This is a genomic window from Bacillus cereus group sp. BfR-BA-01347, assembly GCF_022663835.1.
Lineage (GTDB): Bacteria > Bacillota > Bacilli > Bacillales > Bacillaceae_G > Bacillus_A > Bacillus_A thuringiensis_K.
This window is the reverse complement of record NZ_JAKUGG010000026.1, coordinates 29,678-51,626: the sequence shown is the minus strand read 5'-3', so window position 1 is coordinate 51,626 and position 21,949 is coordinate 29,678. Positions and strand designations below refer to the sequence as shown.

Here is a 21,949-nt window from a genome sequence, read left to right as displayed (position 1 = left end):
GATGTCAACTCAATTAAAATATGCTCTTGAAGATATTTGGAGGAAAAAGCTTTATTTTATTTTGTTTTTTACTCAGATTATGATTATCACATTGTTAATTACGGAATGTTTCTCTTTAATGTATAAAAAGCAAGATGCGTTTAACTATTTATCTAAGACATTTGATATTTCTAATGTTTATTATGTATCACTTGCAGAAAAAGAAAAGTATGTAGGTGGCGAATATGAAGAAAGTATTATGAAAGATTTATATACATATGTCAATGAAAATGAGAAGTATACAATTTTTTCTGATATTGAAGATTATATAGAAATAAAGGGTATTCCACAAAATTCTCTTTCCGTTGAAATAGAGCAAGGACAAACTAAGGTTCAAGCCTATAAAAGTTTAGCTATTTCACATAGTTTTATAGATGTTTTTGATTTAGCTTTATCAAAGGGAGAATTTTTTGATTCCGATTGGGAGTATACAAGTAACGAGAGTATACCAGTTGTACTGGGGCATTCTTATCAAAAGTTTATGAATATCAATGATGAGTTTGTTAATATAGATAATTTAAAGTATAAGGTGGTTGGTTTTTTACAAGAAGGACAAAGTTTCGTTGATATATCATCCGGCAAAGGTGTTATAGAGCTGGATGACACGGTATTAATACCAATGGATGTTACAAAATTTGATAATATGTATGTGAATGGAAATTATGCATATGAAACCTATCTTGAAAATGCAACAATTATAACAAAGAATAAAAATGATATAACAGAACTTAGAAATATTACAGAAAAATCACGACTATATAATTATAACTTCAATAATGTAGGTGGCGTCTCAAAGTATATGGAGATGTCTACCAAAAAATCTGTAGGTGTATTTTTGTTTATATCAATATGGGTAATTATTTTTGCCTTTTCATTAGTTATTATTAATACATTAGAATTTGTTAGAAAAAATTTAAGAGAATTTAGTATTCATATTTTTTGTGGTGGAAACAGATCGGATATTGCATTAAGGATTTTCTTACAAATATTTATTGTTTGGATCCTTGCTTCTATTATTTCTGTGCTAGTATCCAATCAACCTTTCATAGTATTAGGGGTTTCAGGAGCGATTTTATTTCTTTGTTTAATAACATGTATTCCTAGCTTTATTAAACTTTTTAGTTTACAGATAAGTGACATATTAAGGAGAAAAGAATAAATGATTGAGCTGAATAATATTTCAAAAGTTTATAATAAATCGAAGGCCAATGAAGTGAAAGTTCTTCAAAATATTGACTTGAAAATAGAAAAAAGTAGTATGTTAGCGATTATGGGTCCATCAGGTTCAGGGAAATCTACATTGTTGAATATACTTGGTTGCTTAGATATCCCGAGTATGGGTACTTATAAGTTGTATAATCAAGAATTGCAATCTTTAAATCGAAGGAAATTAGCTACTATACGAAATGAGCACTTTGGTTTTGTTGTACAAGATTTTGCACTTATTGAGGACTACACTGTTATGAAAAATGTTGAAATTCCAATTCTATATAGTAAGGACAAAACTAATAAAAAAGAAAGAGTGCTATCAATACTTGAAAGGCTTGGTATGAAGGAAAAGGCATCTGAATATGCATATAATTTATCAGGTGGACAACGGCAACGTGTGGCAATTGCCCGAGCATTGATTAACAATCCAGATATTATTCTAGCTGATGAACCAACTGGAGCATTGGATCAAAGAACAGGTCAGCAAGTTTTAGACATTTTTAAAAGTATACATCAAGAACAGAAAAAAACTATTTTAATTGTAACCCATGATGATAGGGTTGCGAAACAGTGTGATGGAATAATAAATATAGTAGATGGAAAGGTTTACTAAAAAATATTGACTTGAAAATTTTTTATAGGTTTTTCAAAGGTGGAAGGGATGGTAGATAATGAGGAAAAATGAGCCATATGAATCTAAAAAAAGAATACAAGGAAGTTGGATTCTACCCTTAATAATAGTTATATTGATTCTCTTGCTACGCCACTTTATGTTTACTCCTGTAGTAGTTGAGGGAAGCTCAATGATGTCAACTCTTCAGGACGGAGATAGAATGGTAGCGAATAAAATTGGATACAAATTAAATGGTCTAGAACGATTTGATATTTCTGTATTCAAGCATAAAGATGGAACGAATTATATAAAGCGTATTATAGGCCTTCCAGGGGATTATATTGAATATAAAAATGACCAGCTATATATAAATGGTAAAAAATATAGTGAGGCTTATTTGGAGAGTCAAAAGAAAGATTTGGAAAGGGAGGAGTTACTTACTGATGACTTTAATATAAAAACATTGCCATCAACTCTTAGTCCTATAGTTCCAGAGGGGCATTATTTTGTATTAGGAGACAATCGCCGTGGTAGTAAAGATAGTCGCGATATTGGTTTTATACCGGCAAATAATATTATTGGAAAAACAAATGTTGTTTATTGGCCTTTGAATGAGATGAAAATTGTTAAATAAAAAACATGGGTTAATGAATTGGATGATAAGTTACATTATAGGCTAACGGCTATCGTAGGATTAAGAAAATAAATAAAATCAGTTTGTTTACCTATTGTAATTCTCTTGCTACACTTGCAAAAAAATTAAAGGAAGAATATTTTTGAGTTTTTTTGCAAGTGTAGTTTAGATTGTGAGTATATAATATTCTTGAAGTTATATATTATATCGTTATAATAAAATACGATATATTTAGAGGCGGATATTACCTTACGTGCAGAATTTTTGTAAGTTGCATTCGCGGGATAAATTTTGAAAGAAAGAGAGAGTAAATGTTAAGGACACCTAAGATAGGTGCTTATATACATTTGCTTTTTTGTATGTAAAATATCATTTCTGTGAAAAAAGAAATGATAAGAAAACAGATGAAAGGGTATTAAAAATACATATTATAAGCGTTTAAATAATGAGATGTTTTCTTATTCTAGATAATTTACCTATTTACAAGTGAAATATAGAGGCGTATATTTACTTTCATAAATCATTTTTGAAAATTTTCAAAAAATCCTAAAATCGCTGAATTCCAAAAATGGAGCGGAGGAACCAATTTGTGCAGTGTCACTCGGGGTGAATCTTTCAAGTTTGAAAGTAGGGCTACTCTCAAAGTCCGAATCCGACAGCTAACTTCGTAAGCGTCTTGAGAGAGGACGGTGCCATGATGGATACATCACTTCATCGATCTGATTAGTATAGGGGAATATCAATTTATGTTTGATTTCTTTTATACTAAGGAGGATGAGGTACATGGAACTAACACTTATTTGTGTTGGAGAAGAAAGTAAGGTAGATAGTTTAAGAGATCTAGTATCATTTCAACATGAGTTAATTATTTTTACAGCAAATGAAGAGATAGCGGCTGAAGTTAGGAATTGTGGGTTTGATTGGACTTATAGCTGCAGTAAGGAGCAGGACTTTACTAGTATTTTTGAGTGTATTAAGAAGGTGATTTTACTAGGGGATGAGCTTCCAATCGTTAGTTTTTTCACAGAACACATTCGCTTTTCTTTTCAAGCACCTATTACTGTTGTTACAAGGAATAAACGATATCCAGCGAGGCTCTATGAAACAATTGGAGCTAAGTTTGTCGTGTTTACAAATTGTGATAATATTTCTTTTTTATTTTTTGAATAGGGCGGGGGAAGAAATGATGAAGGTACTATTACTTGGAGATATAGCAAATCGTTGGGCAGTATCGGTAGAGCGAGTTCAAGAATTGGTTAAGATCGATCCCCTTTTTCCAGGGCCGTATATTATATTACCATCAAAAGATGCTTTGTATTTAGAGGTGGATATTACCGAGTATGAGCAGCTACATGCAGAATTGACACAAGTTTATATTCGTGGGAGAAATTTACGTGCATTTTTACGAGGAGAATAAAGGTTGAATAAAAAGAGCGAATGCTGAGTGCAACAAGCTATGCACTTCATCTCATTCGCTCTTTTTATTTCATATTTAAAAGGTCATTTTTAAGAAAAGAGAAGAGAAATAAAGAAAATAGATGAAATAATAGTAATAATCTTCGATATAAGCGTTTAAATGGATGTAAATATTATTATTTTCAGTAATTTAACCCTTTACAAGTGAAATATAGAGGAGTATATTTACTCTCATAAATCATTCATAAAATTTCCAAAAAAACCTAAAATCGCTGAGTTCCAGAAATGGAGCGGGGGAACCAATTTTGTGCATCGTCACTTGGGGTGAATCTTTCAGTTTTGAAAGTAGGGCTACTCTTTAGGCCCGAATCCGACAGCTAACCTCGTAAGCGTTTAGAGAGGAGGTTTACTTTTTGTTGTTCATTTTTTGAACACTGAGTAGAGCTCAGTGTTCTTTTTTAATATTCAAATGGTAAATTTTAACAAAAAACAAAGCGAGGGATAGCTATGTTAGATGTTGTAATGGTCGGGATTTTTATTTTATTAGTTGCATCAATGGCAAGTCTTGCAAGTTGGTCAGATAAAGTTGTGAAAGAAGGAAAGCAATCATGATGATTGTCTTATCGGTTATTGTCGCAGCAATTACAGTGTATTTAGTGTATGCATTATTAAATCCAGAGAAGTTTTAATTAGGGGGAATCATTCATTATGATTTGGGTTGCAGTCATTATTACAATGCTCTTGTTTATTTTAGTAGCAAAGCCAATGGGGATTTATTTAGAAAAAGCTTTTCAAGGTAGCAAAATGCTAGATAAAGTATTCGGGCCTTTTGAAAAACTTATTTTTAAAATTACGGGTGTAAAAGAATACAATCAAACGTGGAAACAGTACGCATTATCATTAGTTTTACTCAACGGATTTATGATTGTTATTGTATATTTCATTTTCAGATTACAAGGTGTGTTGCCGCTAAATCCAGCGCATATTGAAGGGATGGAGCCTACGCTCGCTTTTAATACAGCGATTAGTTTTATGGCTGATACAAACTTACAGCATTATAGCGGTGAAAATGGTTTATCCTATTTATCACAATTAATCGGGATTACATTTTTAATGTTTGCGGCACCAGCAACGACATTGGCGCTCGTTATGGCTTTTATAAGAGGACTTGCTGGAAAAGAACTTGGTAACTTTTTCGTTGATTTTACGAGAGCGTTAACGAGAGTGTTTCTTCCTATCGCATTTATTGCGGCACTAGTTTTTGTCGCACTTGGCGTACCGCAAACGTTAGATGGAGCGGTTACAGCACAAACGATTGATGGGGCAAAACAAAGTATATTACGTGGACCTGTTGCATCATTCGTTTCCATTAAGGAACTTGGAAATAACGGTGGTGGATTTTTCGGAGCAAACTCTACGCATCCTTTTGAAAATCCAGGACAAATGAGTAATATTTTGCAAATGATGCTTATGATGTTATTACCAACAGCACTTCCATTTACGTACGGACGAATGGTAGGAAATAAAAAACAAGGTCGCATCCTTTTCGTTTCACTTTTTATGGTGTTTTTACTAGGATTTATAACAATTACGACATCTGAACTAAACGGGAATCCGGCATTAAATGGAATGGGTATCGAACATGTACAAGGAAGTACAGAAGGGAAAGAAGTACGATTTGGAACAGTATTTTCTTCACTATACGCAACGGTAACGACAGCTGCTGAAACAGGCGCCGTTAATACGATGCATGATACGTTAACACCAATTGGCGGTTTAGTTCCACTTGTAAATATGATGTTAAACACAGTATATGGCGGCGTTGGAGCAGGTTTTGTAAATATTATTATGTATGCAATTATTGCAGTGTTTATATCTGGGTTAATGGTTGGACGGACACCAGAGTTTTTAGGTAAAAAGATTGAAGGTAAGGAAATGAAATTAATTGCGGTCACGATTTTATTTCATCCATTGCTCATTTTAGGCTTTTCGGCATTAGCTCTTTCAACAAATTTAGGGACGGATGCTATTTCTCATTCCGGTTTCCACGGTTTAACGCAAGTTGTATATGAATATACATCGTCAGCTGCGAATAACGGATCTGGATTTGAAGGATTAGGAGATAATACACCGTTTTGGAATATTACGACTGGTTTAGTTATGTTTTTAGGACGTTACTTCAGTTTAATTACGATGCTAGCTGTGGCAGCTTCGTTGAAAGAAAAAACGGTAGTGCCAGAAACAGTCGGAACGTTCCGTACAGATAATAGTTTATTTGGTGGTATCTTTATCGGAACAATTGTAATTGTTGGTGCATTAACATTCTTCCCGATGTTAGTACTCGGACCAATTGCAGAATTTCTTACATTGAAGTAATGGAGGGTAAATGATGAGACCGGTAGTAGTAAAAGAAAAACAATTAAATGAGTCACAAATACATGCTGTAGAAGATGAAGTTAGACAAGCGAAAACGATGGATCGTGATATCGTAACACATGCGATGAAGCAATCCATTGCGAAATTGAATCCGAAAGTCATGATAAAGAATCCGATTATGTTCGTTGTGGAAATTGGATTTATCATTACGTTCATTTTATCTTTTCTTCCAAGTAGTTCTAGTAGTATACCAGGTTGGTTTAATATAACAGTTTCTCTCATTCTATTATTTACAGTTTTATTTGCGAATTTTGCAGAAGCATTAGCAGAAGGTCGTGGTAAAGCGCAAGCCGATTCTTTAAAGCAGTCGAAGAAAGATGTGTTTGCAAATGTTGTAAAAGAAAATGGAGACATTGTCCAAGTTTCAGCAACTGATCTTACAAAAGGTGACGTTGTTATCGTAAAACAAGGAGAAATGATTCCAAGTGATGGTGAAGTAATCAAAGGGTTAGCATCTGTAGATGAATCTGCAATTACAGGGGAATCAGCTCCTGTTATAAAAGAAGCAGGCGGTGATTTTTGTTCCGTAACAGGTGGAACGATGGTCGTAAGTGATGAAATTACAATTGTCATTACGAGTAATCCTGGTGAATCATTTATCGACAAAATGATTTCTTTAGTAGAAGGAGCTGCTCGTCAAAAAACGCCGAATGAGATTGCTTTAAATACAGTATTAACGAGCTTAACTCTTATTTTCTTGATCGTCGTTGTGACGTTGCCGATTTTTACAAATTATTTAGGTTTTCAAATTGATACTGCTGTGCTAGTTGCATTATTAGTTTGTTTAATTCCAACGACAATTGGTGGGCTATTATCGGCAATTGGTATTGCTGGGATGGACCGGGTAACAAAATTTAACGTGTTAGCGATGTCAGGGAAAGCAGTAGAAGCTGCGGGCGATATTAATACAATTATTTTAGATAAAACAGGTACGATTACTTTTGGGAACCGAATGGCTCATACATTATTACCTGTAGGAAATGAAACGATTGAGCAAGTTGGAAAGTGGGCTGCTATTAGTTCTGTTTTAGATGAAACACCAGAAGGCCGATCTGTTATCGAGTATGTGCAGGGAAAATCTATATCATATAATAGAGAACTTGCAGAACAAGGTGAGTTTGTTCCGTTTAAAGCAGAAACGAGAATGAGTGGTGTTGATTTACAAGACGGAACGAAAGTGAGAAAAGGTGCTGTAGGTGCCGTTATTGAATGGGTTGAGTCACAAGGCGGAACAATTCCGAAAGATGTAAATCAAAAAGCAGACTTAATTTCAAAAGAGGGCGGAACACCACTTGTAGTTGCAGTAGATAATCGTATTTATGGCTTAATTTATTTAAAGGATACAGTAAAACCGGGTATGCGTGATCGTTTTGAACAGTTGCGCCAAATGGGGATTAAAACGGTTATGTGTACAGGTGATAATCCGTTAACAGCAGCAACGATTGCAAAAGAAGCAGGAGTAGATGAATTCGTTGCCGAGTGTAAACCAGAAGATAAGATTGCTGTTATTAAAGCAGAGCAAGATAAAGGGAAACTTGTAGCGATGACAGGTGATGGTACAAATGATGCGCCGGCATTAGCACAGGCGGACGTTGGATTAGCGATGAATAGTGGTACGACAGCAGCGAAAGAAGCGGCGAACATGATTGATCTAGACTCGAATCCGACGAAAATTATTGAGGTTGTAGGAATCGGTAAGCAATTGTTAATGACGCGAGGTGCGTTAACGACGTTTAGTATTGCGAATGATATAGCGAAATATTTTGCAATCATTCCAGCAATGTTTACACTTGCGATTCCGCAAATGGAGGCATTGAACATTATGAAATTAACATCACCACTGTCAGCGATTTTATCAGCATTAATATTTAACGCTGTTATTATTCCATTACTCATTCCGTTAGCGATGAAAGGTATTGCATATAAACCGATGAGTTCTAATGCATTGCTTAGCCGAAACTTACTTATTTATGGGCTTGGCGGAGTTATCGTTCCGTTCATTGGAATTAAGGTAATTGATATGATTGTCGGCTTGTTTATATAAGGAAGAGGGGAAAAAGATGGAGAAGAAACAAAGTATACTATCACCAATTATCCGTATTACTTTTACATTTCTAGTGTTGTGTGGACTTGTATACCCACTTATTGTTACTGGTATTGCACAAGCAGTGATGAAGGATAATGCGGATGGAAGTCTAATATATAATGATAAAAATGAAGTGATTGGTTCTAAATTAATTGGTCAAAACTTCACGGATCCACGTTATTTTCAAGGGCGTGTTTCTAGTATTGAATATAAGGCTGAAGCATCTGGTTCAAATAACTATGCACCATCTAATCCAGATTTAGCAAAGCGAGTAGAGAAAAGTATTGAGGACTGGAAGGAAAAAAATCCAGCTGTTCCAGTTACAGAAGTACCGATAGATTTAGTGACAAATTCAGGTTCAGGGCTTGATCCTGATATTAGTCCAAAGGCGGCCTCGGTGCAAGTGGATCGCATCTCGAAATTAACGAATATTCCGAAAGAAAAACTTAATCAATTAATTAAAGATCAAACAGAAGGTGCTGCGTTTGGTTTATTTGGAGAAGATCGAGTGAACGTCTTAAAGCTAAATTTGGCATTACAGAAATTAATGAAATAGTAACAGTGCTACCTCAATCTAATGGATTGAGGTAGCGTTGTTTCGAATGAAAGGTAGTGTTTATTTTGTATGCAGATGATTATGAACCGAAGTTTCAAAGGCGAACGCCAGAGGAATATTTAGAATATATTCGTCAGCAAAATCGCGGAAAGTTAAAGCTATATGTAGGAGCAGCTCCAGGCGTAGGAAAAAGTTATAAAATGCTCTATGATGCTAGAGAGATGAAAAAGGATGGTACGGATATTGTAATTGGTTTAATTGAAACGCACGGGAGAAAAGAGACAGAAGACGCAATTGCTGATTTAGAACAAGTTTCTTTAAAAGAAATAGATTATAAAGGGAAAGTGTTTTATGAACTCGATGTGGAAGGAATTATAAAACGGGCACCGCAAGTCGTTGTTGTGGATGAACTTGCGCATAGTAATGTTCCTGGTTCTAAACATAAGAAACGTTATATGGATGTGCAGGAATTGTTAGAGGCTGGTATATCGGTATTATCAGCTTTTAATATTCAACATTTAGAAAGTGTTCATGATATTGTAGCTCAAATTACGAATGTAAAAGTAAGAGAACGAATTCCAGATTTTATTTTACAAAAAGCAAATGAAATTCAGCTCGTTGATGCAACGCCTGAGGTATTAAGGAAGAGACTAATAGACGGAAAGATATATAAAGAAGAAAAAATTCAGCAAAGCTTACAAAACTTCTTTACACTTAATAATTTAGGAGCACTTAGGGAATTATCACTTCGAGAAGTTGCCGATGATATGGACGAGAAAATTAGCCAAACAGTAATAGAACCAATTGGCGTAAAAGAAAAAATTCTCGTTTGTGTACAATACAGTTCAACAGCGGAGAAATTAATAAGACGGGGATGGCGCATGGCTGATCGGTTAAATGCTGAATTGTACGTATTAAACGTTGAGAGGGAAAATATAGATTCTATTTCAGCTGGAAAAAAGCAGACGATTGAAGAGTGGAAGTTGCTAACGAATCAATTTGATGCAAGCTTTGTATTAGAAGAAGCAAAAGGAAGAAAGCCAGCAGATGTTATTATTGAAGTGGCAAAAAGATTACAGGTGACGCAAATTTTACTTGGACAATCGGCAAGAACAAGGTGGGAAGAAATACGAAAAGGCTCTATTGTAAATGAAATTATGAGACAAACAAAATTTATTGATATTCATATTGTTGCGGATCAAAGAGGGTAAAATAGAGCTGACCTTTTTGGGGCCCTATTTTACTTTTTGTACAGCATGAAAGCGTAGCATTTTCATTGCATATAAGATTACAAGTAAAAACATAATTGCGCCTAGGAAGAAAATCCAAAAGTATTTTTGGTTAAATAAAAGAAATCCACCTATAAGTGGCCCTGTACCCATACCAAGATAGCGGATGAAGTTGTACATACCGATAGCTGTTGCGCGTTCTTGTACAAATTCTTCTGTTAATAAAGTAGTATGAGTTGGCATAGAAAGTCCCATACTAAAACCGTACAAAGATGTAACGATAATGATGAACGTGATATTGATGTTATATGTGAAAGAGAATAAAGTGACACATATAATATTGAAGAAACTTGTAATGAATAAAGCTTGCTTTGTTGTGAGGCGTTTTTGCAAAAACTTGTAGCAATAACTTCCTAGCATAATAGAAAGAGACATCGGTACAAACATAAGACCAATTTCACTTGCAGTTAAGTGAAATGAATTTGTTAAAATGCTCGGTAAAAAAACGAGGAAGCAAAAGTAAATACAAAATTGAATGAAGCTAATAAGAGTAATAGAAAATCCAGTTTTATTTTTTAAGATACGCCAGTAATTCTTTTTTGCTTGCGGTTGTTTACTTACAGTTGGTTTTGTTTCTGGAAGTAGTGAAATATTTATCGTTAATAAGAGAATGCCAAGTATAGATAAAAAGAGAAATACGGATACGTGGCCATTTATACTGCCTAGATAACCACCAATGAGAGGGCCGATCGCAGGTGCAAGAGCAAGTAACATTTGATACAGGCTCATTGCTTCTCCTCGTTCTTTTCCTTCAAATAAATCGCCGATAATCGTTGCTGCTACTACAGGTATAGCTGCTATTCCTATAGCTTGAACAGCTCTGAAAAATAGAAATACATATATGTTCGCTGAAAAAGCACATCCGATTGAACCAATTGTACTAATGATCAAACTAGGGATAAGGACAGATTTTCTCCCTTTTGTATCAATGAAAGGTCCATATATGAGCTGCATAATCGCAAGAACGAATGTGAAAAGGGAAACTGTTACATTTACAAGATAAAGAGAAGTGTGAAAAGAACCTTGAATCATGGGCAAGATAGGCGTGTAAATATTTTGAGCGAAGGAACCGAGTAAGGCACTCATACAGACGACATATAAAATGAAATGTATTTTGGATTTTTTCATTATGTTAACCTCCTTGTCATTTAGTTTCCTTGGAAACTAAATTTATTTTAACATGATTTTCTCACTTGTAAATATGAAAAAATGATTTTAAAATGGTATATAGTTAATTTGTTTCTTTAGAAACTCAGGAGGCGAACGGATTGGATTATGCAACGAAACAAATGGAAATACTTTCGGACATTCGTACACTTTTGCATAAAAAAGAAGAACATTTGAAAGGGCAAAATGAGAAATTTCTTCGTGAGACAGGTATAAGTGGTATGTCTTTATCTGAGTTACATGTGATCGAGTGTATCGGGAAAAATGGTTTGATGAATGTAACTGCTATTACGACAGAAATGGGAATGACGAAGGGTGCAATCTCTAAAATTTGTACAAAGTTGTTTCAAAAGAAATTCGTTGAGAAGATGCAAATGTTAGATAATCAAAAAGAAATCTTCTTCCGTTTAACGGAAAGCGGAAATGAAATATATAAAGCTCATGATAAATTACATAAACAAGCTGAAGAAAAGTGGCTGTTATTTTTAGATAGATATACGAAAGAAGAGCAAGATTTTATTCAAAGATTTATAAAGGATGTCTCCAACCATTTGGAAATATAATTGGAAGAAAAAACTCCTTTTTCTCAAGTCTTTTGAATATAATTTCTGAAAGAACTCATATATAATAGAAAAAGATACTTAACATGGTGAATAATTAAAGAGTCAATATATATAGAGGAGAGAGTAACATGCTTGAAAATACGGGGTTAGTATTAGAAGGCGGCGGTATGCGTGGTGTGTACACGGGCGGGATATTAGAATACTTTATGGAACAAGATTTATATTTTCCATATGTAATCGGTGTATCAGCTGGTGCTTGTCATGCAGCGTCGTATCTTTCCAGACAAAGAAATAGAAATAAAACAGTAAATATTGATTATGCATCACACCCAAAATACTTATCGTATAAAAATTTATGGAGAAAACGCCAGTTATTCGATATGGAGTTCATTTTTCATGAGATTCCAGAAAAGCATGTTCCGTTTGATTTTGAAACATACTTTAATAGCCAAGAGCGTTTCCTTGTAGGAACGACAGATTGTGAAACAGGACAGTCTATTTATTTTGAAAAAGAAGGAACGAATGATGATGCACTAAATTTATTACAAGCATCTAGTTCATTGCCTTTCATTGCACCTGTAGTAAATTACCGTGGTAAGCAATTATTAGATGGCGGGATTTCGGATCCAATTCCAGTTCGTAAAGCACAGGAAGATGGTTTTAAAAAATCAGTCGTTATTTTAACGAGAAATCATGGTTACGCGAAGAAAAAATCAAAGTTTGGATGGGTTGCAGCGAAAGCTTATAAAAAATATCCGAACCTTGTTAACACGATGCTGAATCGTTATGAAGTGTATAATGAAACACTTCACTACATTGAAAAAGAAGAACAAGCTGGGAATTTATTTGTTATTCGTCCAGAAGTGCCGCTTCAAGTAGATCGTATGGAAAAAGATACAGCAAAACTACAAAATCTATATGAGCAAGGCTATGAAGATGCAAAGAGACAGTTTGCAGATTTGCAGGCGTTTTTGCAAAAATAATAATTAGGCTGTGGAGATGGAGTTCTCTGCAGTCTTTTTATTATTGGTTTCAATACCGAATGTTGGTTATACACGTTTTTAGATTATGGTATAATATGGATAAAAGTATGTGAAGAGGTGATACATATGGAAAATGTATATAAAGGACTTAGACATACTGGATTTATTATGATGTTTATTTTTGGTAGCGTATTTTTACTTCGCTGGTTTATTCATGATGAAATGTTATTAGATCAACTTATTAGTTTTAGTGTGGGCATAGTAATGGTTATTTCATCAGTTTTCATTCAAAAGTATAGTAAAGAATTACAGGTAGAAGAGAAATATTAAAAGGTTATAAGCTCCTTCATATTTTGGAGGGACCGTTATAGTTTGAATGATTGTTATAAAAGAAAAGTAGAGCATCGGATTTCGATGCTCTACTTTTTTAATGTGGTAAGAATATTAATTGATAAGCAAACAAAATTCCAAATACATATACAAGTGGGTGAACAGCACGGAATTTACCTTTTGCTACTTTCATAAGTGGGTATGAAATAAATCCAAGTGCGATACCTGTTGCGATACTTGATGTAAGTGGCATGCTTAATATTACTAAGAATGCTGGGAATGCTTCATCAAATGCGTCCCAATCGATGTGGCGAACTGAACCCATCATAAGACTACCAACGATAATTAATGATGGGGCAGTAATAGCTGATACACCAGAAACGGCACTTACTAATGGTCCAAAGAATGCTGCTAGTGCGAATAGAACAGCTACTGTAACAGTTGTTAAACCAGTACGACCACCAGCTGCAACGCCAGCAGAAGATTCAATGTAAGCTGTTGATGGTGTTGTTCCGAACATAGAACCGATTGTTGCCGAGAATGAGTCAGATAGAAGAGCTCGTCCAGCTTTTGGAAGTTTCCCATCTTTCATAAATCCACCTTGTTGAGCTACCCCAAGTAATGTACCTGTTGTATCGAACAATGTAACAAGGAAGAATGAAAATACAACGCCGTACAATCCGTAGTTAATTACATCAGATACAGCAGTAATTGGATTTGAAACGATAATTCCTTCTGGTAATCCAGGCATTGATGTAACACCATTTGAGAATGTTAATTGTCCTGTGAAGAAAGCGATAATACCAGTTAATAGCATGCCGATAAATAGTGCGCCATTTACATTTAAAGACATAAGGATAATAGTAATTCCAAGTCCAGCTAATGCTAGTAGAACTGGAGCAGAGTGAAGATCACCAAGTCCAACTAAGTTTGCATCATTTTTTGTAACGATACCTGTTAAACGTAAACCGATAAAGGCGATAAATAGCCCGATACCAGCAGTAATTGCATGTTTTAAGTTTTCAGGAATTGCTTCCATTAATTTTGTACGGAAAGATGTAAATGATAGCAAAATTAAAATCATACCTGCTACGAATACAGCAGAGAATGCAATTGCGAAAGTCATGCCTTCATGTGCTTTTACAACAGAGTAAGAGAAGTAAGCATTTAATCCCATACCTGGCGCGATTGCGATTGGTAAGTTTGTAAAGATTGCCATAAATAATGTTCCGACAACAGCAGCAATAATTGTTGCTGTAAATGCTTGTTCAAATGGAACACCTGCATCCCCAAGGATGACAGGGTTTACGACAATGATATATGCCATTGTTAAGAAGGTAATAATACCTGCCATAATTTCAGTTTTAATAGAAGTTTTATGTTTTGAAAGGTTAAACATATAAACATCCTTTCTGTTTACGAATAATTTTCACAACAGTTATATATAATATTCGTTTTTTAACTATTTTGCAATAGTTTTGCATAAAAAGTTTACAACAATTCATATTTTGTGTCTTAAATTCGAATATTAATCGTAATATGATGTGCGAATTCCAGTTTTTATTATGCACATTATAAGAAAAAGGAGTTGAAAGAAGCTATGCCACAGCAAAAAAACTTTGTAACAATGCCGGCGCAACATCAAAATAAACAGCCTGGCATTGAATCATTAATGAATCCTCTACCGCAGTTTGAAGATCCCAATTATAAAGGAAGCGAAAAGTTAAAAGGAAAGAATGTATTAATTACAGGTGGAGATAGCGGAATTGGACGAGCTGTTTCCATCGCTTTTGCGAAAGAGGGAGCAAATATTGCGATTGCGTATTTAGATGAGGAGGGGGATGCTAATGAGACGAAGCAATATGTTGAGAAAGAAGGTGTAAAGTGTGTATTGTTGCCGGGTGATTTAAGTGATGAACAGCATTGTAAAGATGTTGTTCAAGAGACCGTCCAGCAGTTAGGTAGTTTACAGGTTTTGGTAAATAATGTCGCGCAGCAATATCCGCAGCAAGGCTTAGAGTATATTACAGCAGAACAGCTAGAGAAGACTTTTCGTATTAATATTTTTTCTTATTTTCACGTTGCGAAAGCCGCACTTTCTCATTTAAAGCAAGGTGATGTCATTATAAATACAGCGTCTATCGTTGCATACGAAGGAAATGAAACTTTAATTGATTATTCCGCAACGAAAGGGGCAATCGTAGCTTTTACAAGATCACTTTCCCAATCGTTAGTGCAAAAAGGGATTCGTGTAAATGGTGTTGCGCCAGGACCAATTTGGACACCACTTATTCCATCAAGCTTTGATGAGAAAAAAGTATCACAGTTTGGGAGCAATGTTCCGATGCAAAGACCTGGTCAACCATATGAATTAGCGCCAGCATATGTATATTTAGCGTCTAGTGATTCATCCTATGTTAGCGGACAAATGATACATGTAAATGGGGGAGTTATTGTAAATGGATAGTTTTCATTTATAAGAGCAAAGTAATGTTAATTCCACTTATTATAGTGAGCACTAGGGGGGATATAGCTGAAAAAGTCATGTTTCGTCATACTATTATTTTTCATCCTACCGGTTAGTGCTTTTGCTAATACAGATCATTTAATATTAGTAAATCTTACGACAAACCAGTTGTCTTTTTTTGAAAATGGAAATTACACAAAAACATTTCCAGTAACGACTGGAAGAGAGCGTACACCTACGCCTGAAGGTAACTTTTGTATTATAACTAAATTTAAAAATAAAGAATACCATCGAAAAAAAATACCTGGGGGTGCACCGAATAACCCTCTCGGTACGAGGTGGCTGGGACTAGATAAGAATGAATATGCGATTCACGGGACAAATCGGGAATGGACGATTGGAAGTAGGGAATCAAATGGTTGTATTCGCATGCATGACAGGGATATACAATGGTTATATGACCGAGTACAATTACAAACAAAAGTAATCATTTCTCGTTTTCATACGAGTCCCGAATATGAAGCGAATAAGCTTGGTTATCGCGTTGTGAGCTGGAATGGTCGAAAAATAGAAGAAGAACAAATTGGAGTACTTACGCTAGTAGACCGCGCGGATATATATTGGCAAGAACCAAATGGACAGTTAACGAAAGTGAAAACGGTATTGCCAAATGAAAGATATCCAGTGTACTCAAAACGAAAAGATGGAATATATTATATAGGAAACAATTCGTATATTATAGATGAAACAGGAGAGAAAATTCGTTACGAGCAAATTCCTTCTTCGATTTTAAGTAATATATATAAACGGAAATACAATGTTCCGTAATGGCTACCGTATTATAGACGGTAGCTTATTTATACTTGGAGTTTAACTGCAACTATTGTATTTTGCTGAATATAATACAGTACAGATAGGGGGCGGTTATATTATGAAAAGTGAATTTGCGTTTAAAGTTTTCTTAGTAACGACCTGTTTATTTATCGTGTATTTATATGCGTTTCTCGTCTTTTCTTTTTATGTTCCATATGTTGATTTAATATTGTTCTTCGGATTTATTTGGGCGTTTGTGAAAGCAAGGGAAGGAGAGAAGAGTATATATCGGCGCATTACCCTATGCGGGACGGCCGTTCTCGTTATTTTGTACTTTTTTATTATGCATGATTTTTGGAGAGGAATGTAAAAAAAGCATACGATTAATCGTATGCTTTTATATCTGTTAATGATGGAAGAGAGGCAATTGCACCGTAATTTGTACATGTGATAGCGCCTACTTTATTTGCAAAGGAGATAAACGCTGTTAAGTCTTTGAAATGATACGAAAGTGTATGTTCACTTTGGGCAATCTGATATAACATTGCTCCAACGAAAGCATCACCAGCACCAGTTGTATCGACTTGTTGAATGGAAATAGAAGAGACAATGGTTTGACCTTCATTTGTCGCAAGAAGGGTACCGTCTTTTCCAAGTGTAATAGCTACTACTTTTGCGCCATAATTTAATAATTTGAGTGCAGCTTGTTGTAAATCACTTTCTTTAGAGAGCATAGTAGCTTCCTCTTGACTTACTTTTACGAAGTGTGCATGTTTTATAAAGGTTAGACAATCTTGAGAGAATTGTTCTGTATTTGTAATGAGTGCACTTCGATAATTTGGATCAAAAGAAATAAAATGGCCGTTATCTTTCGCATATTGTAACAACTGGAAATACGTTTCTTTTAATGGGCTTGATAGTAAAGCTGTCGCTGAACCGAAATGTATTAAATCATTTGTTTGTATTTTTGATAAATCAATGCTATTGAATTGATATTCACCATCTGCACCACGCATAAAAGTAAAATCACGTTCGCCATCTTGATCGATGGATACGAATGCAAGTGTTGTTTGTTTATCTTTTATGAGCATGGATGTATCGACTTGCGCACGCTGTAAAGTTTGTTCAAGAAACTCACCAAATGGGTCGTTTCCTACTTGCCCCATAAATGTAGCGTGTCCACCTAATTTTGTAATCGCAGCAGCAACGTTAGCGGGTGCTCCACCAGCTTTTTTTTCGAAATCTGAACCGTTTACTAAAGAAACGTTAGTATTTCGGCACACAAAATCAATTAATAGTTCACCTATACAAAAGACATTTCTCATACAATCCCTCTTTTCAGCTTATATTGTGTGATGGTAAAGTTTAGTTTTGCATCTGAAAAGATTGCGATATGATGTTTCATGTCTTTTCGAGGAAAAACTCGGGACGTAAAGACTGTTGAACCATCGTATAAGAAAATTTCCACGATGCTTTTATCTACAAATATTTGTAGTTCTATCGTATCTTGAATATCGATTTTTTTACAGCGTTCAAATCCATATTCTCCGCCAAATTGATGGTAGAAGTTGCCCCTGTCTATAGAAATAGTACCTTGTTCCCGATTAAATGTAATGGGGAAACATTCCTCCTCATTGTGGAAGAGAGAAAGCCCAAAACGCTTTGCATCTTCTGTTTTAAGTGTAACAATTAATTCATAGGAGCCTTCATCATCAAGCGTTGATAATACATTTAATCCAGCTGTTATATCTCCTGAAATGTCTTTTTTTGTTGTTCGTAGTTTTGTTAATTCTGAAACTGGTTTTTGTTTTATGATGTTATCTTCTAATGTTAATTCACGTGGAAGTGTTAGGCAATGAGCCCACATATAATCATCAGAAGGATATGTGATTTCACTTGATCCTGCCCAAGCAAATAATAGGCGACGACTAGTAGCGTCTTCTAAAGTTTGAGGGGCATAAAAATCGAATCCTTTATCAGCTTCGTAATAGGAATCAATATGGAAATATAAATTTTTAATATCGAAATGACCTATAGCATAAACGACATTGTATACATTGTGAAAGTTTTCTCCGTCTTTTTCAATTCCTTGCGGTGAAAAGAGAAGTACATCTTTCCCTGATAATTGGAAGTAATCGGGGCATTCCCACATAAATCCAAATTCTTTTAAATTTGTTGTAATTTCGCCTTGGAAATGCCAATTGTATAGGTCTTGTGATTTGTATAGTAATAGAGTTCCTGTTGTATTTTCACGTTGGGCACCGAGTAACATATAGTACATATCATTATGTTTCCAGACTTTTGGATCACGTACATGTTTTGTATATCCGTCAGGAATTATATCAATAACAGGATTATTACTATATTTCGTCATCGTATATTGTGAATCCATTGTTGCCATACATTGTTTTGCATCACGGGAATCATCAGGATTTTTTATATTCCCTGTATAAAGTAAATGAAGAAGGCCATCTTTTACGATAGCACTACCAGAATATGCACCGTGTGATTCATAGCTTTCAGTAGGGATGATGGCTACAGGCATACGCTCCCAGTTAATAAGGTCTTTTGACTTCACATGTCCCCAATGCTTCATTCCATGAATGGGACCAAATGGATACCATTGATAAAAAACGTGATATTCATCATTGTAGTATGATACACCGTTAGGATCATTCATTAATCCAAATGGTGGATGGATATGATAAATTGGTTTCCATGAATCTTGGTTTGCAATTTCATATAAAGAATGTAATTCGTCTTTATTAGATTGCAGTATTGTTTTATATTTTGACATAGGTTTTCACCCCGTTATTATTTACTTTCTTTATATAAAATGAATGTGGCAACAAAAGCAGTGATAACTGCAATAGCGAAGCCAATTATATAGTGAATCATGTTCATCATGCCAAGAGGTGCAACAATTGTAAGCATCGGAATACCTGTTAAACCGTATGCGTTAGCTGCTACTTGCATCCAAACAACGTAAGCGCCTCCAATTGCGCCGCCAATAGCTGCTGCAATAAATGGTTTACCTAGTTTTAAATTGAAACCAAAAATAGCTGGTTCTGTAATTCCTAAAAATGCTGAAGCTGCTGCCGGAATTGCAATTTCTTTCGTTTTTTTGTTTTTTGTTTTGAAATAGACAGCTAAAGTAGCGCCGCCCTGTGCAACGTTCGCCATTGACCAAATAGGGAGTAAGAAATTGACACCGATATCTTTATTTGCGAGTAAGCCTGCTTCAATAGCATGGAAGCTATGATGTAAGCCAGTAAGAACAATTGTTGAATATAGACCACCGAATATAAGACCAGCTACTGGTCCTGCAAATTGATAAATTGTATTTAAAAGGTACGTAATACCGTCACCGATTTTATATCCAATTGGTCCAATAATAATAAGTGATAAAAAGCCAGTTATAATAATTGTTAAGAATGGTGTAACTAATAAATCTAAAGAGTTCGGAACACGTTTTCGAAGTTCTTTTTCAATTGTACTCATAACGTATACGCATAATAAAATAGGTAAAACAGTACCTTGATAGCCAATCATATCAATATCCATGCCAAGGAAATGTAAAACAGTTGGTTTTGCATTTGAAAGAGTCCAAGGATTTGTTAAGCTTGGGTGAGTTAATATACCACCAACAACTGCCCCTAAGAAAATATTTCCACCAAATTCTTTAGCGGCACTTACTCCAATTAAAATAGGTAAAATAATGAAAGCTGCACTTGAGAACATATCAAGTAATTGGATAAGTGAGTGATCTCCAGGAACTAATTTAAACGCTTTCAACATTCCGAGTAGACCCATAAGTAAACCGCTTGCGACGATAGCTGGAATAATTGGAACGAAAATATTGGATAGTGTCTTTGCTAGGCGGGCGATAGGATTCATTTTTTTCTTAGGTATATCGTTTGATGTTGTAGAATCTAGTTCGGCTATTCCAATTAGTTTTGAGAATTCATCATATACTTTGTTTACTATGCCAGTTCCAAAAATAATTTGATATTGCTCGGTCGTTGCGAAAGCACCTTTTACTCCATCGATGTTTTCGATTTCTGCAGCGTTTATTTTCGTATCATCCTTTAATATAAGACGAAGGCGAGTCGCGCAATGTGTGGCACGAACAATGTTTTCCTTTCCACCAATGTTCTGTAATACTTGATTTGCAATTTGTTTCATATCCATAAAAATTCCCCCTTACTATAAATTTCTCTTGTGGAACCGGTTCCGCAATAAGTTAAAATAAAAAACAGGGAAATGATGTTGAAAATCCTGTTTTTAAAATGTGGAACCGGTTTTAATTTTATTATAGAGCGCCTTTATATTTTGTCAACGCTTTCTTGGATTTTTAATGTATAACGAGAGTGTAATATTTTTGGTATAGTTTTGTTTTCAACAAGCTGTGAAAGAGAAGTGGCAGCAAGCTTTCCAGCATACTCATAGTCAAACGCAATTGTCGTTAAGCTAGGGTGTACCATTTCTGAAATATCATATCCACCGAATCCTGTTACAGAAATATCACCTGGTACAGAAAGGGAGTGGGAGTGAATCACTTTCATTGCGCCAAGAGCGATGTTATCTGTAGCACATACGATAAGAGTTGGGCGATTATTATCTAAAATATGTTGTACTTGTTTCATGGCATCTTCTATGCGGAAAGTTGTTTCGTAATATGAAACGTTGCAAGCCGGTTCTAAATTTTTAATTGCTTTTTGAAAACCATTTTTTCGATTTATTCCAACAGAAATATCATCTTTTTCTATCCCTAAATAGGCAATATGTCGATGACCTTGTGATAACACGTATGCCCCTAACTCATAAGCTGCATCATAATCATCGTGAACGAGGCAATATTGATCTTTATATTCTTGCCCGACGAATAAAATAGGGATGTTTGAATTAGCCATAATTTTTTGATGTTCATTCGTTAATGTTTTTGTTAATAAAATAATGCCAGCTACTCTTTGTTTTATAAAGTTTTCCATAGCTTGTATTTCAGTTTCGGTTGTTTGATTTGCATTTGCTACAAGCATTTGATAGTTATTTTCCTGTAATGTTTTATCAATCCCGATAAGTGTTTTCATTGTAGCGAAGGAGTCTAATCGGGGGATGATGACACCAATTAAATTTGTTGTTTTTGCTTTTAAACTTTGAGCAAATGTATTGGGAGAGAAATTTGTTTCCTGAATAATACCTTCGATTTTAAGTTTTGTTTTATCACTTACATATCCGCCGTTTAAGTAACGAGAGACTGTGCTTTTTGCAACTCCAGCCAATTTGGCGATATCTGCAATTGTTTTAGCCATAGTATTTCACCTTCGTATTCATAAAAATGTTAACTT

At 34.9% G+C, this 21,949-nt stretch carries 23 protein-coding genes and 2 riboswitches; of the genes, 17 read left to right on the top strand and 6 right to left on the bottom strand.

The features are described 5' to 3' along the window. Window position 1 precedes the first annotated feature (1 nt). The 11 genes from MR143_RS27235 to kdpDN all read left to right on the top strand — a co-directional run bounded on the left by MR143_RS27235 (window position 2) and on the right by kdpDN (window position 10,200). Window positions 2-1,198, top strand: a complete 1,197-nt coding sequence (locus tag MR143_RS27235) for an ABC transporter permease (protein WP_000107177.1) — start codon at window positions 2-4, stop codon at window positions 1,196-1,198. Continuing rightward, on the top strand, window positions 1,199-1,861 hold the full coding sequence (locus MR143_RS27230) for an ABC transporter ATP-binding protein (protein WP_000571593.1): 663 nt from the start codon (window positions 1,199-1,201) through the stop codon (window positions 1,859-1,861). It begins immediately after the preceding gene. Window positions 1,862-1,919: 58 nt separating this feature from the next. Further along, window positions 1,920-2,495 (top strand): signal peptidase I, encoded by a 576-nt coding sequence (gene lepB / locus MR143_RS27225; RefSeq protein WP_001230620.1) that lies wholly within the window; start codon window positions 1,920-1,922, stop codon window positions 2,493-2,495. 543 nt (window positions 2,496-3,038) lie between these two features. After that, window positions 3,039-3,185, top strand: a riboswitch (cyclic di-AMP (ydaO/yuaA leader). A 93-nt stretch (window positions 3,186-3,278) separates the two neighbouring features. Then, a complete protein-coding gene (locus MR143_RS27220) occupies window positions 3,279-3,665 on the top strand; it encodes a hypothetical protein (RefSeq protein WP_000424070.1) in 387 nt (128 codons plus the stop codon). A 13-nt stretch (window positions 3,666-3,678) separates the two neighbouring features. Next, on the top strand, window positions 3,679-3,912 hold the full coding sequence (locus tag MR143_RS27215) for a hypothetical protein (protein ID WP_002163849.1): 234 nt from the start codon (window positions 3,679-3,681) through the stop codon (window positions 3,910-3,912). Between the two features lie 259 nt (window positions 3,913-4,171). Continuing rightward, window positions 4,172-4,317: riboswitch (cyclic di-AMP (ydaO/yuaA leader) on the top strand. 101 nt (window positions 4,318-4,418) lie between these two features. Then, the gene (locus MR143_RS27210; RefSeq protein WP_000887894.1) at window positions 4,419-4,523 is read left to right on the top strand and encodes a SipW-dependent-type signal peptide-containing protein; all 105 of its coding nucleotides are present in this window, start codon (window positions 4,419-4,421) and stop codon (window positions 4,521-4,523) included. After that, window positions 4,520-4,600 carry a K(+)-transporting ATPase subunit F gene (gene kdpF, locus MR143_RS27205; protein ID WP_000973728.1) on the top strand — a complete coding sequence of 27 codons (81 nt, stop codon included), beginning with the start codon at window positions 4,520-4,522 and terminating at the stop codon, window positions 4,598-4,600. The genes MR143_RS27210 and kdpF overlap by 4 nt, the downstream gene beginning before the upstream one ends. A 19-nt stretch (window positions 4,601-4,619) precedes the next feature. Next, entirely contained in the window at window positions 4,620-6,287 is a 1,668-nt protein-coding gene (gene kdpA, locus MR143_RS27200) for a potassium-transporting ATPase subunit KdpA (protein ID WP_000638318.1), read from the top strand. A gap of 13 nt (window positions 6,288-6,300) precedes the next feature. Beyond that, window positions 6,301-8,391, top strand: coding sequence for a potassium-transporting ATPase subunit KdpB (gene kdpB / locus MR143_RS27195; RefSeq protein ID WP_001247995.1), 2,091 nt, complete (start codon window positions 6,301-6,303; stop codon window positions 8,389-8,391). 16 nt (window positions 8,392-8,407) lie between these two features. Next, window positions 8,408-8,989, top strand: coding sequence for a K(+)-transporting ATPase subunit C (gene kdpC / locus MR143_RS27190; protein ID WP_000412598.1), 582 nt, complete (start codon window positions 8,408-8,410; stop codon window positions 8,987-8,989). Between the two features lie 56 nt (window positions 8,990-9,045). Continuing rightward, window positions 9,046-10,200, top strand: a complete 1,155-nt coding sequence (gene kdpDN, locus MR143_RS27185; protein WP_003300067.1) for a KdpD-like non-kinase potassium sensor — start codon at window positions 9,046-9,048, stop codon at window positions 10,198-10,200. Between the two features lie 24 nt (window positions 10,201-10,224). Here kdpDN and MR143_RS27180 read toward each other — a convergent pair whose 3' ends face one another. Then, window positions 10,225-11,406: an MFS transporter gene (locus MR143_RS27180; protein WP_000748584.1), complete on the bottom strand. Its 1,182-nt coding sequence runs from the start codon at window positions 11,404-11,406 to the stop codon at window positions 10,225-10,227. 140 nt (window positions 11,407-11,546) lie between these two features. Here MR143_RS27180 and MR143_RS27175 point away from each other — a divergent pair, with 140 nt between their 5' ends. The 3 genes from MR143_RS27175 (at window position 11,547) to MR143_RS27165 (ending at window position 13,321) form a co-directional block, all read left to right on the top strand. After that, window positions 11,547-12,008: a MarR family transcriptional regulator gene (locus MR143_RS27175; RefSeq protein WP_000384217.1), complete on the top strand. Its 462-nt coding sequence runs from the start codon at window positions 11,547-11,549 to the stop codon at window positions 12,006-12,008. Window positions 12,009-12,136: 128 nt separating this feature from the next. After that, on the top strand, window positions 12,137-12,991 hold the full coding sequence (locus tag MR143_RS27170) for a patatin-like phospholipase family protein (RefSeq protein WP_000892694.1): 855 nt from the start codon (window positions 12,137-12,139) through the stop codon (window positions 12,989-12,991). Between the two features lie 126 nt (window positions 12,992-13,117). Next, complete coding sequence (locus MR143_RS27165) at window positions 13,118-13,321, top strand: hypothetical protein (RefSeq protein WP_000432808.1); 204 nt, start codon at window positions 13,118-13,120, stop codon at window positions 13,319-13,321. Between the two features lie 97 nt (window positions 13,322-13,418). On the opposite strand, the gene MR143_RS27160 is transcribed toward MR143_RS27165, so the two are convergent. Next, window positions 13,419-14,720 (bottom strand): NCS2 family permease, encoded by a 1,302-nt coding sequence (locus MR143_RS27160; protein WP_000482710.1) that lies wholly within the window; start codon window positions 14,718-14,720, stop codon window positions 13,419-13,421. A gap of 201 nt (window positions 14,721-14,921) precedes the next feature. On the opposite strand from MR143_RS27160, the gene MR143_RS27155 reads away from it, so the two are divergent. From MR143_RS27155 to MR143_RS27145, 3 genes are all read left to right on the top strand, one after another. Further along, window positions 14,922-15,788, top strand: coding sequence for an SDR family oxidoreductase (locus tag MR143_RS27155; RefSeq protein ID WP_001136284.1), 867 nt, complete (start codon window positions 14,922-14,924; stop codon window positions 15,786-15,788). A gap of 66 nt (window positions 15,789-15,854) precedes the next feature. Further along, the gene (locus MR143_RS27150) at window positions 15,855-16,616 is read left to right on the top strand and encodes a L,D-transpeptidase (RefSeq protein ID WP_033669406.1); all 762 of its coding nucleotides are present in this window, start codon (window positions 15,855-15,857) and stop codon (window positions 16,614-16,616) included. A 103-nt stretch (window positions 16,617-16,719) separates the two neighbouring features. Then, the gene (locus MR143_RS27145; protein WP_000834195.1) at window positions 16,720-16,971 is read left to right on the top strand and encodes a hypothetical protein; all 252 of its coding nucleotides are present in this window, start codon (window positions 16,720-16,722) and stop codon (window positions 16,969-16,971) included. A gap of 13 nt (window positions 16,972-16,984) precedes the next feature. Here the strand turns inward: MR143_RS27145 and MR143_RS27140 are convergent, their stop codons facing one another. From MR143_RS27140 to MR143_RS27125, 4 genes are all read right to left on the bottom strand, one after another. Further along, window positions 16,985-17,926, bottom strand: a complete 942-nt coding sequence (locus MR143_RS27140; protein WP_001246642.1) for a carbohydrate kinase family protein — start codon at window positions 17,924-17,926, stop codon at window positions 16,985-16,987. Then, on the bottom strand, window positions 17,923-19,398 hold the full coding sequence (scrB, locus tag MR143_RS27135; protein WP_000049745.1) for a beta-fructofuranosidase: 1,476 nt from the start codon (window positions 19,396-19,398) through the stop codon (window positions 17,923-17,925). The genes MR143_RS27140 and scrB overlap by 4 nt, the downstream gene beginning before the upstream one ends. 17 nt (window positions 19,399-19,415) lie before the next feature. Continuing rightward, window positions 19,416-20,792 carry a sucrose-specific PTS transporter subunit IIBC gene (locus MR143_RS27130; protein WP_199718290.1) on the bottom strand — a complete coding sequence of 459 codons (1,377 nt, stop codon included), beginning with the start codon at window positions 20,790-20,792 and terminating at the stop codon, window positions 19,416-19,418. A 134-nt stretch (window positions 20,793-20,926) separates the two neighbouring features. Further along, window positions 20,927-21,913, bottom strand: coding sequence for a LacI family DNA-binding transcriptional regulator (locus tag MR143_RS27125; protein WP_199718292.1), 987 nt, complete (start codon window positions 21,911-21,913; stop codon window positions 20,927-20,929). Window positions 21,914-21,949: the final 36 nt, after the last annotated feature.